14 protein-coding genes and 1 tRNA gene are annotated in these 13,029 nt (G+C 77.0%); 10 read left to right on the top strand and 5 right to left on the bottom strand.

The features are described 5' to 3' along the window. Positions 1–49: 49 nt before the first annotated feature. Complete coding sequence (locus GWJ10_RS02435; RefSeq protein ID WP_021483252.1) at positions 50–1,333, top strand: VWA domain-containing protein; 1,284 nt, start codon at positions 50–52, stop codon at positions 1,331–1,333. Beyond that, positions 1,330–2,301 (top strand): FHA domain-containing protein, encoded by a 972-nt coding sequence (locus tag GWJ10_RS02430; protein ID WP_163184754.1) that lies wholly within the window; start codon positions 1,330–1,332, stop codon positions 2,299–2,301. The genes GWJ10_RS02435 and GWJ10_RS02430 overlap by 4 nt, the downstream gene beginning before the upstream one ends. Positions 2,302–2,308: 7 nt before the next feature. On the opposite strand, the gene GWJ10_RS02425 is transcribed toward GWJ10_RS02430, so the two are convergent. Beyond that, positions 2,309–2,785 (bottom strand): Hsp20/alpha crystallin family protein, encoded by a 477-nt coding sequence (locus GWJ10_RS02425; protein WP_228485289.1) that lies wholly within the window; start codon positions 2,783–2,785, stop codon positions 2,309–2,311. A 347-nt stretch (positions 2,786–3,132) separates the two neighbouring features. Here GWJ10_RS02425 and GWJ10_RS02420 point away from each other — a divergent pair, with 347 nt between their 5' ends. The 5 genes from GWJ10_RS02420 (at position 3,133) to GWJ10_RS02400 (ending at position 7,853) form a co-directional block, all read left to right on the top strand. Next, complete coding sequence (locus GWJ10_RS02420) at positions 3,133–3,846, top strand: biotin transporter BioY (RefSeq protein ID WP_163184752.1); 714 nt, start codon at positions 3,133–3,135, stop codon at positions 3,844–3,846. A 20-nt stretch (positions 3,847–3,866) separates the two neighbouring features. Beyond that, positions 3,867–5,264, top strand: coding sequence for a class I adenylate-forming enzyme family protein (locus GWJ10_RS02415; RefSeq protein ID WP_163184750.1), 1,398 nt, complete (start codon positions 3,867–3,869; stop codon positions 5,262–5,264). A 17-nt stretch (positions 5,265–5,281) separates the two neighbouring features. Next, the gene (locus GWJ10_RS02410; protein WP_241005629.1) at positions 5,282–6,472 is read left to right on the top strand and encodes a thiolase family protein; all 1,191 of its coding nucleotides are present in this window, start codon (positions 5,282–5,284) and stop codon (positions 6,470–6,472) included. Between the two features lie 104 nt (positions 6,473–6,576). Then, a complete protein-coding gene (locus tag GWJ10_RS02405; protein ID WP_163184886.1) occupies positions 6,577–7,257 on the top strand; it encodes an ABC transporter ATP-binding protein in 681 nt (226 codons plus the stop codon). After that, positions 7,254–7,853 (top strand): energy-coupling factor transporter transmembrane protein EcfT, encoded by a 600-nt coding sequence (locus tag GWJ10_RS02400; RefSeq protein ID WP_163184748.1) that lies wholly within the window; start codon positions 7,254–7,256, stop codon positions 7,851–7,853. Before GWJ10_RS02405 ends, GWJ10_RS02400 begins: the two co-directional genes overlap by 4 nt. Before the next feature lie 112 nt (positions 7,854–7,965). On the opposite strand, the gene GWJ10_RS02395 is transcribed toward GWJ10_RS02400, so the two are convergent. The 3 genes from GWJ10_RS02395 to GWJ10_RS02385 are packed head-to-tail and all read right to left on the bottom strand — an operon-like array spanning position 7,966 to position 10,693. Continuing rightward, a complete protein-coding gene (locus GWJ10_RS02395; RefSeq protein ID WP_163184746.1) occupies positions 7,966–9,288 on the bottom strand; it encodes an MFS transporter in 1,323 nt (440 codons plus the stop codon). Continuing rightward, positions 9,285–9,908, bottom strand: coding sequence for a winged helix-turn-helix domain-containing protein (locus GWJ10_RS19555; RefSeq protein ID WP_061268549.1), 624 nt, complete (start codon positions 9,906–9,908; stop codon positions 9,285–9,287). The genes GWJ10_RS02395 and GWJ10_RS19555 overlap by 4 nt, the downstream gene beginning before the upstream one ends. A 47-nt stretch (positions 9,909–9,955) precedes the next feature. Further along, entirely contained in the window at positions 9,956–10,693 is a 738-nt protein-coding gene (locus GWJ10_RS02385) for a phosphatase PAP2 family protein (protein WP_163184745.1), read from the bottom strand. Between the two features lie 234 nt (positions 10,694–10,927). Between GWJ10_RS02385 and GWJ10_RS02380 the strand changes: the two genes are divergently transcribed. From GWJ10_RS02380 to GWJ10_RS02370, 3 genes are all read left to right on the top strand, one after another. After that, positions 10,928–11,068 carry a hypothetical protein gene (locus GWJ10_RS02380; RefSeq protein ID WP_157446647.1) on the top strand — a complete coding sequence of 47 codons (141 nt, stop codon included), beginning with the start codon at positions 10,928–10,930 and terminating at the stop codon, positions 11,066–11,068. 134 nt (positions 11,069–11,202) lie between these two features. Further along, a complete protein-coding gene (gene orn / locus GWJ10_RS02375; protein ID WP_083712042.1) occupies positions 11,203–11,904 on the top strand; it encodes an oligoribonuclease in 702 nt (233 codons plus the stop codon). A gap of 92 nt (positions 11,905–11,996) precedes the next feature. Continuing rightward, positions 11,997–12,072: transfer RNA gene (locus GWJ10_RS02370), tRNA-His, on the top strand. Between the two features lie 86 nt (positions 12,073–12,158). Here GWJ10_RS02370 and GWJ10_RS02365 read toward each other — a convergent pair. Beyond that, positions 12,159–12,800, bottom strand: a complete 642-nt coding sequence (locus GWJ10_RS02365) for a LysE family translocator (RefSeq protein ID WP_163184743.1) — start codon at positions 12,798–12,800, stop codon at positions 12,159–12,161. Positions 12,801–13,029: the final 229 nt, after the last annotated feature.

Genomic DNA, 13,029 nt, shown 5'->3' with positions numbered 1-13,029 from the left:
CGACGACCCGATAGCCTGCACGAACACCCGCACCACCGAAGGAGCCCCCATGGCCGAGTTCGCCGCCGAGGTCTACCAGAACGAGTTCCTGTCCGAGGGCGCGACGGACGTCCACGCGATCGTCACCGTGACGTGCCGCGGCGCCGGGAGCGCGGGGAGCGCCGGCGGCGCGGGCGGGGTGGCCGAGATCATCATGGTCGACACGTCGGGGTCGATGTCGGGGCGCAACATCGAGGCCGCGAAGCACGCGGCCCAGGTCGCGGTCGACCAGATCCTCGACGGCACGTGGTTCGCGATCGTCGGCGGCAGCCACGTCGCGAACCGTGCGTTCCCCTACCCGAACGCCCGCATGGCCATGGTGCAGATGGAGCCGGGCGCGCGCGCCGAGGCGAAGCGCGCGATCTCGATGCTCACGCCCGGCGGCGGCACGGCGATGAGCACGTGGCTGCGCCTCGCGGACCAGCTCTTCGCGACGGTGCCGCAGGCGACGCAGCGGCACGCGATCCTGCTCACCGACGGCAAGAACGAGTCCGAGCCCCGCGCCAATCTCTCGGCCGCGGTGCGGGACGTCACGGGCCACTTCCAGTGCGACGCGCGCGGCGTCGGCTCGCGCTGGCAGGTCGACGAGCTGCGCGAGATCTCCACCGCGCTGCTCGGCACGGTGGACCTCATCGCGGACCCGAACGAGATCGCCGCCGACTTCGAGAAGCTCATGCAGGCGTCCATGGCGCGCGGCGTCGCCTCGGCCGACCTGCGCGTGTGGGCCCCGCAGGGCTCGCAGGTGCTGTTCGTGCGCCAGGTCGCCCCGACCGTCGAGGACCTCACGCACCGCCGGGCCGAGGTCAACCCGCTCACGGGCGCGTACCCGACCGGGTCGTGGGGCGACGAGTCGCGCGACTACCACGTCGCGGTGCGCGTGGCCTCGAAGCCCGTCGGCTCCGAGCAGCTCGCGGCGCGCGTCCAGCTCGCCGTGAACGGCGAGGTCGTGTCCTCGGGCCTGGTCAAGGCGAAGTGGTCCGACGACGAGTCGCTCACCACGCGCATCAACCCCGAGGTCGCGCACTACACCGGCCAGACCGAGCTCGCCGCGGCGATCCAGGAGGGCCTCGCGGCCAAGGCGTCGGGCGACGAGGCGACGGCGACCGTCAAGCTCGGCCGCGCCGTCCAGCTCGCGCAGCAGACGGGGAACGAGGAGGCGACGTCGCGCCTGCGCAAGGTCGTCGAGATCGACGACGAGGAGCACGGCACCGTGCGGCTCAAGCGCAACACCTCGACGCTCGACGAGATGGCGCTCGACACCGCCTCGACGAAGACGACGCGGGTGCGTCGGTGAGCGCCGTCGTCTGCCCCAACGGGCACCCCTCGGAGTCGACCGACTACTGCGACGTGTGCGGCGAGCCCATCGCCGCGGCGTCGGCACCCGCGACGCCCGCAGCGGGCGCGGCGTCTCCTGCTCCGGGCGGGGCCTCCGCACCGGCGCAGGCCCTCGAGTGCCCGAACTGCGGCTCGCCCGCTCCTGCCGGCGCGCTGTTCTGCGAGAACTGCGGCTACGACTTCACCACCGGCGCCCTGCCCGACCCGGTGGAGCCTGCGTCGGCGCTCTCGCTCGACCCGCCGTCGCGCCCCACGCCGGCCACCCCGGCCGCACCCGCCGCTGCCCCGGCCGCACCGGAGGCGGGCCTCGCGTCGGGCGTGACGCCGCCCCCGCTCCCGGCTCCGGCCGCGTCCCCCGCGTCCGCGGCCACCCCGCCGCCGGGCGCCTCCGCGCCGCTCGAGGCTCCGGCGCCGACGCCGGCCACCGGGACGGGCACGGGCGAGCAGCCCGCCGGTGCGCCCGCGGACCCGGCCGGTCCCGCGCCGTCGGGCGCGCACCTGCCGACGCCGCCCGTGCCCGGGCCGGACCAGTGGGTCGTCGAGATCTGGATCGACCCGGACTGGTACGCGGCCCAGCAGCCCGAGGACCCCATGCCGTCGGCGGGCCTGCCGGGGCTGGTCGTGCTGCGCGAGCGCAGCGTGCTCGTGGGGCGCCCGTCGGTCTCGCGCGGCATCCACCCGCAGGTCGACTGCGGCGCGGACACCGGGGTCTCGCGACGGCACTGCCAGCTCAGCACGGACGGGCAGCGCTGGTGGGTCGAGGACCTGCAGTCCTCGAACGGCACCTACGTGAGCCCCGCGGGCGAACCGCTCCCGACGGACCCGATCCCCGCCGGCCAGCGACGCGAGCTGGCCGACGGGGACCGCGTGTACCTCGGGGCGTGGACGCGCCTCGTCGTCCGCAAGGCGCTCCCGGGCGAGGCGTGAGCCGGGCTCAGCCCTCGGACGTCTGAGGCTCGGCCTCGGCCGTGATCTGGGTCGCCGCGCCGCCCGCGCGGTGCGCGACCTCGATCCGGCGGGGCCGGGCCTCCTCGGCCACCGGGATCGTCAGCGTCAGCACGCCGTCCTCGTACGACGCCGTGATCTTGTCGAGCGCCAGGCCGCGCCCCACCGTGAGCTGGCGCGCGTACGTGCCGGACGGCCGCTCCCGGGCGAGCCACTGGACGTCCGGGTCGGTCCGCGGGCTGCGCTCGGCGCGGATGGTCAGCGTGCGGTCCTCGACGGACACGTCGATCGTGCCCGGGTCGACGCCCGGGAGGTCCATCGTCAGCACGTAGTGGTCCCCGGCGCGGAACAGGTCGAGCGGCATGCCGCCCGAGGCCGCCGAGGCGGCGGTCGCGCGGGCGCCGGACGCGAGCTGGCCGACCAGACGGTCCATCGCGTCGAAGGTGCTCGTGAAGGGGTCGGTCATCGCAGCCACACCTCTCACCTCCTCGTCGCACGGTCCCGGACGGTCCGGGACCGGTCGGTGCTCCCGCGAGGCAGGCACCCCGCGGGCGGCTACAGCTCCTGTTTTAGCACTCTCCCCCCGAGAGTGCCAAGAGGTGCGACGAGCCGTGTCGACCGGCCGGGCAGGCCGCGTTGTGCGGCTCCCACACCGACCCCGCACCCGCGCCCCGGCGCGGTTGGAGGATCCCTCCAACGCCTTGTGCGATCCGTGCACGGCGGGCCGCGGAGGTGGTCGCGAGCGCCGTCGCCCGAGGGCCGCCGTCCCGGCCAGAGTGGACACGCCCGACCACCGACACCAGGGAGCCCGCGATGACCGACGCCCGCACGGAGACGCCCGCCGCCACCCCGTCCGCCACGGCGCCCACCGCCCCGGACGCGCCGCGCGGCGCACCGCGGGACGTGCCCGACCGTCGCCGCGGCCGGTTCGCGCTCGACGCCGGCGACGCCGCGCGGGTCGCGACGTTCGCCGCGCTCCTGGCCGCGCTCGGCCTGCCCGGCTCGATCGCGCTGTTCGGCAACGCGGTGCCCGTGACGCTCCAGACGCTCGGCGTCATGCTCGCGGGGGCGATCCTCGGCGCGTGGCGCGGCTCGCTCGCCGTCGCGACCTTCCTCGCGCTCGCCGCGGCAGGGCTCCCCGTCCTCGCGGGCGGGCGCGGCGGGCTCGGGGCGTTCGTCGGGCCGTCCGCGGGCTACCTCGTCGGGTTCCTCGCCGGCGCGGCCGTCGTCGGCCTGCTCGTCGACCGGCTCCGGCGCGTCACGTTCGCGCCCGTGCTCGTCGCGTGCCTCGTCGGCGGGATCGCGGTCGTCTACGCCGTCGGCATCCCCGTGCAGGCGCTCGTCACGGGCGTGCCGCTGCCCACGACCGCGCAGCTCTCGCTCGCGTTCCTTCCCGGCGACCTGCTCAAGGCGCTCGCTGCCGCCGCGATCACGGTGGGCGTCGTGCGGGCCTACCCCGCGGCCCGTCCGGTCGGGCGCACCGGCCGCGTCGACCGTGCCGCGGCCGACCGCCGCCCCGCCTCCTGAACACCTGCGAGAGTGTCCGCGTGCCCGTCGCCCACCAGGTCCTGACGCATGCCGCCGACCCGGCGGTGCGCGACCGTCCCGCCCTGCGCACGCCCGAGCGGTCGCGCACCTACGCCGCGCTCGCCGCGGACGTGCGCGCGGGCGCGACGCACCTGCGCGCGTCGGGTACGCGACCGGGCGACCTCGTCGCCGTGTCGCTGCCGGACCCGCTCGACCTGCTCACGGCGATGCTGGCCGTCGACCACCTGGGCGCGACGCCGCTCGTGTGCGACGCCGCCTGGCCGCGCGCCCACCGCGCCGAGGTGCTGCGCACGCTCGCGCCGCGCACGTTCGTCGAGGTGCCGCTGCCGCGCGGGACCGGCACCGCTGACGGCGCAGAGCCCGCGCCGCCGCACGTCCCCGGCCCCGACGACCTCGCGTGGGCCGGGTTCTCGTCGGGGAGCACCGGCCGCCCGCGCGCGGTCGTGCGCACGCGCGCGTCGTGGGCGGGGTCGTTCGACGCGGTCACCCGTCTCCTCGGGCTGCGACCCACCGACGCGGTCCTCGTCCCCGGCCCGCTCGCGTCGTCGCTGTACTGCTTCGCCGCCGTGCACACGCTCGCCGTCGGGGCGTGCGCCGTCCTCACCCGCACGCCGGCCGCGACGACGGCGGCGCTCGCGACGAGCGACGTCGTGCACCTCGTGCCGCAGGTCCTCGACGACGTGCTCGACGCCGTCGCCGCGGGCGCGCCCTCGCGGCTGCGGCACGCGGTCGTCGGCGGGGCGTCGCTCGCGCCCGGGGCGCGGGAGCGGGCGCGGGGCCTCGGCGTCGACCTGCTCGCGTACTACGGCGCCGTCGAGCTGTCGTTCGTCGCCTACGACCCCGACGGGTCGGGGCTGCGCGCGTTCCCCGGCGTGGACCTGGCGGTCCGCCCCCTGCCGTCGGCGAGCGTCGGCGAGGTGTGGGTGCGCTCGCCGTGGGTGTCGCGCGGCTACCTCGCGCGCGCCACGGGACCGCTGCGGCGCGACGGCGCGTGGCACACCGTCGGGGACCTCGCCGACCCGGGGCCGGAGCCGCTCGTGCTGCGCGGCCGGGGCGACGGCGCGATCCTCTCGGGCGGGTCGACGGTCGTGCCCGAGGACGTCGAGGTCGTGCTGCGGGCCGTGCCCGGGGTGCGCGACGTCGTCGTGCTCGGCACGGCGCACCGCCGCCTCGGGGCGGTCGTGACGGCCGTCGTGGAGTGCGACGACCGGTCGGGGCTGCGCGCGCACCTCGAGCGGGTCGCCCGCGCGGCGCTCGCGCCGGCCCAGCGACCGCGGCGCTGGTACGGCACGCGCGCGCTGCCGAGGACGCCGTCGGGCAAGCCCGCGCGCGGCGCGGTGAGCGAGGCCCTCGGCGGGACGGACCTCGCGCGGTCGGGCCTGGAGCCGCTGCGGTGACCCGGCACCCGAGCACGTTGACGCGTGGCACGACGGACGCGACGCCCGTGGTGGTCGCCGCGCGCCGCACGTGGGTCGGCACCGCGGGCCACGGGCACCGGGCGCTCACCGAGGTGGACCTCGCGGCCGCGGCGCTGCGCGCGACCCTCGACGACGCGCAGGCGCACGGCGTCGACGGTGACGTCGCGGACGTCGTGCTCGGGTGCTGCACGGGCCCCGGCGGGGACGTCGCGCGCGTCGCGGCGCTCGCCGCGGGAGCGGGCGTCGGCGTGCCCGGCCTCACGGTCGACCGGCAGTGCGCGTCCGGCCTCGCGGCCGTGCTCGTCGCGGCGCAGCAGGTCCGCGCGGACGAGGCGACGCTCGTCCTCGCGGGCGGCACCGAGAGCGCGACGCGCTCCCCCGCGCGGGCCCACCGCACGCCGTGGGGGGACGTCCCGTACGCGCGCGCGGCGTTCACGCCCGTGCCGTGGGCCGACCCGGGGATGGGCGCGGCGGCCGACGAGCTCGCCCGACGACGCGGCGTGACCCGCGAGCGCCAGGAGGCGTACGCGGTGCGCAGCCACGCGCGCGCCCGCGCGGCGCACGACGCCGGGCGGTTCGCCGCGGAGACCGTGCGCGTCGGCCCGCCGGGCCGTGCCCTGGAGCGCGACGAGCGCGCGCGCCGCCTCGACCCGGCCGTCGTCGCACGGCTCTCCCCCGCGTTCACCCCCGGCGGGACCGTCACGGCGGCGACGTCGAGCCCGGTGAGCGACGGCGCCGCGGTCGTCGCGGTGGTTCCCGAGGCGGTGCGCCGCGACCTGGGCCTCGCGGGCCTGCGGGTCGTCGCGTCGGCCACCGTGGGCTGCGACCCGGCGCTGCCCGGGTGGGGCCCGGTGCCCGCGGTGCGCGCCGTGCTCGACCGCGCCGGCGCGCGGCTCGACGACGTCGCGGCGGTCGAGGTCGTCGAGGCGTTCGCGGCCCAGGTGCTCGCGGTCGCCGACGCGCTCGGCCTCGACCCGCTGGGCGACCCGGCGGACGACGCGCGCGTGTGCGCCGACGGCGGCGCGCTCGCGCTGGGCCACCCGTGGGGCGCGAGCGGCGCTGTGGCCGTGGTCCGGCTGTTCTCCCGGCTCGTGCGCGGGGGCGCGCGGGCCGGGACGCTCGGGCTCGCGACGGCGGCCGTCGGCGGCGGCCAGGGCGTCGCGGTGCTCGTGGAGGTGGCGCGGTGATCGCGCGCGCGGCGCGCGCCGTGCGGGGGCGACGACGGGACCGCCCGGCCGAGGTCGCGGCACCCGCGCCCGAGCTCCCGCCGCAGGACGGCGCAGCGGGCTGCGTGGTGCGGCTCGAGGACGTGCACGTGCGGCTCGGCGAGCGCGACGTCCTGCGCGGCGTGAGCCTCGAGCTGCGCGAGCGCCGGGTCGGGGTGGTCGGTGCGAACGGCTCGGGCAAGAGCACCCTGGCCCGCCTGCTCAACGGGCTCGTCGTGCCCACCGCGGGACGGGTGCTCGTCGACGGTCTCGACACGCGCCGCCAGGGCGCGGCGGTGCGACGGCGCGTGGGGTTCGTGTTCACCGACCCGGACGCGCAGATCGTCATGCCGACCGTGGCGGAGGACGTCGCGTACTCGCTGCGCGGCGTACCGGCCGACGAGCGCGCCGCGGTCGTGCGGCGCGCCCTCGCGGCGCGCGGCCTGGCCGAGCACGCGGACCATCCCGCGCACCTGCTCTCGGGCGGCCAGAAGCAGCTCCTCGCGCTCACCTCCGTGCTCGCTGCGGGACCGCGCCTCGTCGTGGCCGACGAGCCGACCACGCTCCTCGACCTGCGCAACACGCGCCGCGTCGCCGCGGAGCTCGCGTCCCTCTCCCAGCAGGTCGTGCTCGTCTCGCACGACCTCGCGCTCATGGACGCGATGGACCGCGTGCTCGTGGTCGACGGCGGGCGGGTCGTCGCGGACGACGCGCCGGGCCCGGCCGTCGCGCACTACCGGCGCCTGGTCGACGCGGGGCCGGGATGACGGCGGGCGGCTACCGCCCGGGGACCTCGGTGCTGCACCGCCTCCCGGCCGGGGCGAAGCTCGTCGGCCTCGCGACGTCGTCGGGCGCGGTGCTGCTCGTGTCGTCGCCGGTCGCGGTGGGGGTCGTGGTCGTCGTGGTCGCGGTGCTCTACGCGCTCGCGGGGGTGGGGACCCGCGCGGCGTGGGAGCAGGTCCGACCGCTGCGGCTGGTCGTGCCGGTGCTCCTCGCGGTGCAGTGGTTCGCGCTCGGTCCCGCCGCCGCGGTGGTCCTCACGTCCCGCCTCGTGGCGATCGTCGCCCTCGCAGGCCTCGTGCTGCTCACGACCCGCACGGCCGCGGTGCTCGCGGCGATCGAGCGCGGGCTGCACCCGCTCGGCCGCGTGGGGGTCGACGTCGGCCGGGTCGCGCTCGTCCTCTCGCTCGCCGTGCGCTCCGTCCCGGTGGTCGCGGCGCTCGCGCAGCGCGTGCGGGACGCGTGCCGCGCGCGCGGCCGGGAGCACGACGTCCGGGCCTTCGCCGTCCCGCTCGTCGTGGGCGCCCTGCGCCAGGCGGACGCGCTCGGCGACGCGCTGCGCGCCCGCGGCCTCGACGACTGAGGCCGCCCCGGCGTCGTCTCGCCGGTGGGACCGGTGCTGCGCCCCGCCGTCGTGCCCCCCCGCTGTCGTGCCCGCTGTCCCGGCCCCGCCGCTGCGCCGCCGGTCGGTCCCGCTAGCGCGCGCCGGCGACGGCGCGGCGGCCACGCAGGGCGAGCGCCGCGGCGACGGCGATGCCCGCCACGGTCACGACGAGCAGCACCCGGTAGTCCACGACCCCGACGAGCGCGGCACCCACCACGGTGAGCAGGAGCTGGGGCACGTTGAGCAGCATGGTGCTCGCCGCGGCCACCCGGCCCTGGAGCGCGGGCGGCGTGCGGAGCTGGCGCTCGGTGACGAACCCGACGATCGCCCACGTGACGCCGAGGCCGACGCCGCCCAGCCCGACGACGACCGCCACCACGCTCGTGCCGGTCGCCGGGACGATGCCGAGCGCGAGCACGACCAGCCCCAGGGCGACGAGGCGCTGCGCGCCCCACCGGGCCGCGAGCCGGGCGGCGGTGAGGCCGGCCACGATCGCGGTCACGGCCTGGACGGACGAGACCGGGCCGAGCAGCGCGGCGGGCAGGCCGAGGCCGTCCTCGACGATCGCGAGGCTCACGGCGTTGAGCAGGCCCACCGCCCCGAACGCGACGACGAGGGCGACGGTGAGCACGCCGAGCGGGGCCGTCCGCGCGAGGTGCCGGAAGCCCGCCGTCACCTCGGCGAGGTACGGCTCGTGCTCGTCGGCCGGCGGTGTCTCGCGCACCCGCACGCGCGCCACCACCGCGGCCGCGACGACGAACGCGCCCGACGCGGCCAGGACGAGCGGCCACACGCCCGCCATCGCGTAGGCGCCCGCGCCGACGACGGGCATGAGCAGGCGGAACACCTGGTCGATCGTCGTGAGGCGGCCGTTCGCGGCGGCGAGCGCGTCGTCGGGCAGCATGTCGCGCACGAGCCCGGACTGCGCGGCGGACGTCGCGAACCCGACCCCCGAGTACACGACCGTCACGAGGAGCACGAGCCACACCTGTCCCGGGCCGCGGACGAGGAGGAGCGCGAGCAGCACGGCCGCGCCGACGAGGTACGTCGCGACGAGCATCCGGCGGCGGGACACCCGGTCGGCGAGCTGGCCGAGGAACGGGGACGCGAGCGCGGGCAGGCCCAGCGCGGCGAACACGAGCCCGGCCGCACCGTTCGATCCCGTGAGGTCCTTGACCCACACGGCGAGGATGATCGCGAGCACCGAGTCGGCGAAGTTGGTGAAGCCCCACGCGACGGAGAGCAGCAGGAAGGGGCGCCCGCGGAGCGCCGCGCGTGCGTCGGCTCCCGGCGTCGTGCCCTCGCGCCGCGGCGCGGACGCCGCGGTCGCCGTCTCCCCGGTCGCCGTCGGCGCGGCGGTCGACGTCGGCGCCGCGGCCTGGTCCGTGGCCGCCGGCTCGGACGGCGCGGTCACCGGGGGTCCGCGGGCGGGTCGGCGTTGACGACGGCGAACAGCCGCGCCGGTCGCGCGCCCTCGGGGCGCAGCGCCGGGTCCTCCCAGCGCCCGGCGAACCGGTCGGTGAGCGCCTCGACCTCGCGGGCGAGCGCGTCGAGCTCCTCGCGCGTCGCGTAGAACGACGACGAGCTGAGCGTGGAGGCGAGCAGCCACCGCGGGTCCTCCGCCGCGGCGCCGGCGAGCCACGCCCGCACGCGCGCCGCCTCCTGGCCGAGCACGAGGTCCGCCACGGCGCTCGCCGCGGGCAGCGACTCGGGCACGTCGGGGTCGAAGCGGGTCTGGCGGCCGCGCCCGACCGTCCGCCACGGGCGCTCCTTGCCGCGCCGCTCGGCGGCCTCGACGTAGCCGTACTTCGCGAGCATGCGCAGGTGGAACGAGCAGCTCGCGACCGACTCGCCCGTGACCTCGGCGCAGCGCGTGGCCGTGACCTCGCCCTCGTCGTCGAGCAGCGCGAGGATCCGCAGGCGCAGGGGGTGCGCGAGGGCGCGGATGCTCGCCGGGTCGGTCGCGACGACCGGCTCCGGCGGGGTCGTGCTCGCGGGGGTGCCCGGCGCGGGGCGGTCGGCAGCGGTCGTCATGGCGACGACGCTACGTCACGAAAGATATCTTGCGCAAGAGTTCTTTCTTAAGATTCCTCGGGCGGTGCCTCGACGGGCCGCGGGGATGCCTCCGGTCGAGACAGCAGGTCGTGCACCCGGCTGACCGCGACCACGACGCCGAGCACCGCCACGGCCAGGCAGAGCCCGGCGAGGACGTCCGTGAGGAAGTGGTACCCGAGGTAGAGCCGGCTCAGCGCCACGGTCCCGACGACGAGCACCGACGCCACGACCCAGACCGTGAGCACGCGCGCGTCGCGGTGGCGGTGCCACACGAGGTAGCCCCCGACGAGCACGAGCGTCGCCGCACCGATCGTGTGGCCCGACGGGAACGAGAACGACCGCTCCACCCCGGCCACGACCATCGAGACGTCCGGGGGGCGCGGTCGCGCGATCACGGCCTTGAGCACGCTCGAGACGAGGGTCGCGAGCACCATCGCCCCGGCGAGCAGGCCCGGCTCCCACCACGTCCCCGAGCGGCGGGCCCACACGACGCACCCCACCGCCACGAGGACGGGCAGCACGAACGGGCCGAACACGTTCGTCACGACCGTCAGCACCCCCGTGGCGACGGGAGTCCGGTGCGCGACCATCCAGGCCAGCAGCGGCTCGTCGAACCGCCAGAGGTCGTCCCGCTCCCGGACGGAGTCCAGCAGGCCGGCGAAGCCCAGGACGCCGACCAGGACCAGGAGCACCCCCGGCCAGACGCTCACGAGCACCGCCCGCGGCGACGTGCCCTCCTTCGACCCGCTCGTCGTCGCACCCATCCCCGGAGGCTACGGAACGCGGGCCGACGACGCAGCGCGGCACGGTCCCGGACCGACCCCCCGACGGACCGGACGGGCCCCCGGGCGGTCCTGGCGAAAAACCCGTGCGTCCCCGGCGCCCGGCGTGGTCGTATGAGCACACACCGCGGTGGCGTCCGTCCGGTCCGTACCGGGCGGTGGAGGGTCCGGCCAGACCCACGAACCCAGCGTCACGAGAGCAGCACCATGCATCCCTTGATCACGTACGACGTGGCGGCCCTCAGCCGTCGCGAGCAGCTGCAGGAGCAGACCCTGCGCCGGTCGCAGCTGCGCCGCACCACGACCCGCGTCCCGGCGCACACCCGGCAGGCCCGCCTGTCGCGCCGCACCGCATGACGCGCACCGAGCGCTCGTCGCACCGGGGGCACACCCCGCCGGGCGAGAGCGCGACCCGTCGAAGGCCTCGGCCGTCCGGACCCTCCGTGGACCGGACCGCCGGGGCCTTCCTCGTGCGCGACTAGGCTGTGGGCGTGAGCCCTGTGAACGCGAACGAACGCATCGTCTGGATCGACTGCGAGATGACCGGGCTCGACCTGGGCGCCGACGCCCTCGTCGAGGTCGCCGCGGTCGTCACCGACTCCGAGCTCAACGTGCTCGGCGACGGGGTCGACGTCCTGGTCCGCCCCCCGGCCGAGGCGCTCGAGCAGATGGGCGACTTCGTGCGCCAGATGCACACGACGTCCGGCCTCCTGGACGAGCTCGACGAGGGCCTGACGCTGGCCGAGGCCGAGCAGCGCGTCCTGGACTACGTCCGCACCTGGGTGCCGGAGCCCGGGAAGGCGCCCCTCGCGGGGAACTCCGTCGGGACCGACAAGGCGTTCCTCGACCGCGACATGCCGGCCCTCATGAGCCACCTGCACTACCGGATCATCGACGTCTCCTCCGTCAAGGAGCTGTCCCGCCGCTGGTACCCGCGCGCCTACTTCTCCTCTCCCGAGAAGCACGGCGGGCACCGCGCGCTCGCCGACATCCTCGAGAGCATCGACGAGCTGCGCTACTACCGCGCCGCCGTCTTCGTGCCCGCGCCGGGCCCGGACTCGGCGACCGCCCGCAAGATCGCGGAGCAGGTCGTCACGACGAGCGTGACCCGGGGACGCACGCGTCCCGCCGAGGGCGCCGACGCCACCGACGACCCGGCCGTGGCGACCGTCACAGGAGCCGGCGAGGCCTGACGCGAGAAAGGCGTCCAGGAGCACCTCCCGGACCGGGTACACTTTTCGACGGCCGGTGCTCCAGGCGCCGGTCCGTGAGCACGGCTCACATGGTGGGTATAGCTCAGCTGGTAGAGCACCTGGTTGTGGTCCAGGGGGTCGCGGGTTCAAGTCCCGTTACTCACCCCAGACGGCGAGGGCCGGTCTCCGTACGGAGGCCGGCCCTCGTCGCGTCCCGGGCCCGACGAGCCCTGCGTCGACGCGCTCGGGGCCGCTCAGGGCGCGCGGTGCGACGCGACGGCGAGGACGCCGCCGAGGCCGATCATCATCCCGCCGCCCACGGCCCGCACCGCGCCGAGCCGTCGGGGCGAGGACGCTAACCACGAGCGGGCCGCGCCCGCCGCCAGCGCCCAGACGCTGTCGCACACGAACGCGATGACGGTGAAGACGAGCCCGAGCACCATCATCTGCGCAGGCACGCGGCCCGCGTGGAAGTCGGTGAACTGCGGCAGCACCGCGACGAAGAACACGATCGTCTTCGGGTTGGTCACCCCGACGACGTAGCCCTGCCGCACCACGCGCCACCAGGGCTCGCGCACGGGGGCGCCGTCGACGGTGACGGCCCCGTCGCGCCGGTGGCGGACCGCCTGGACGCCGAGCCACACGAGGTACGCGGCCCCGACGAGCTTGACGACGGTGAAGATCGCGACCGACGTCGCGACGACCGTCCCGACCCCGAGCGCCACCGCGACCACGAGCGTGAGCGCGCCCAGCTCGTTGCCGAGCACGCTGAGCACGCCGCCGCGGTGGCCCAGCGTGAGCGAGCGGCCGACGACGAAGAGCACGCTCGGGCCCGGGATCGCGACGAGCACGAGGGAGGCGAGCGCGAAGGCGAGGAGGGCGTCGAGGTGCGGCACAGCGCCACGATAGGGCGTTGCGTGACGCACGTCACGGGCGAATCCGCGCGGCCCGCCGGACGCGCGCGGGCGGCCGCCGCACCCGTGCGGAGGCTGCCCGCGCGGTCCGGGTGCGGCGTGTCGGTGGTTCGTCGTACGGTCTGGGGGACGCGCGGCATTGCGCTTGACGAGCCGAACCGCGGTCGTGGTTGGGTGGAGGCCGTTCACCGACTGTCGGGAGGCAGCGCCC

It is taken from the genome of Cellulosimicrobium sp. SL-1 (assembly GCF_011033075.1).
Lineage (GTDB): Bacteria > Actinomycetota > Actinomycetes > Actinomycetales > Cellulomonadaceae > Cellulosimicrobium > Cellulosimicrobium funkei.
Note: the sequence above shows the minus strand (reverse complement) of the source record. Positions and strands in the feature narration are given on the sequence as shown.

What these genes read in the sequence shown, in the direction of transcription:
- GWJ10_RS02435 (WP_021483252.1), top strand. Translation starts at nt 50, where the DNA reads ATGGCCGAGTTCGCCGCCGAGGTCTACCAGAACGAGTTCCTGTCCGAG.
- GWJ10_RS02425 (WP_228485289.1), bottom strand. Translation starts at nt 2,785, where the DNA reads ATGACCGACCCCTTCACGAGCACCTTCGACGCGATGGACCGTCTGGTC.
- GWJ10_RS02420 (WP_163184752.1), top strand. Translation starts at nt 3,133, where the DNA reads ATGACCGACGCCCGCACGGAGACGCCCGCCGCCACCCCGTCCGCCACG.
- GWJ10_RS02400 (WP_163184748.1), top strand. Translation starts at nt 7,254, where the DNA reads ATGACGGCGGGCGGCTACCGCCCGGGGACCTCGGTGCTGCACCGCCTC.
- GWJ10_RS19555 (WP_061268549.1), bottom strand. Translation starts at nt 9,908, where the DNA reads ATGACGACCGCTGCCGACCGCCCCGCGCCGGGCACCCCCGCGAGCACG.
- GWJ10_RS02385 (WP_163184745.1), bottom strand. Translation starts at nt 10,693, where the DNA reads ATGGGTGCGACGACGAGCGGGTCGAAGGAGGGCACGTCGCCGCGGGCG.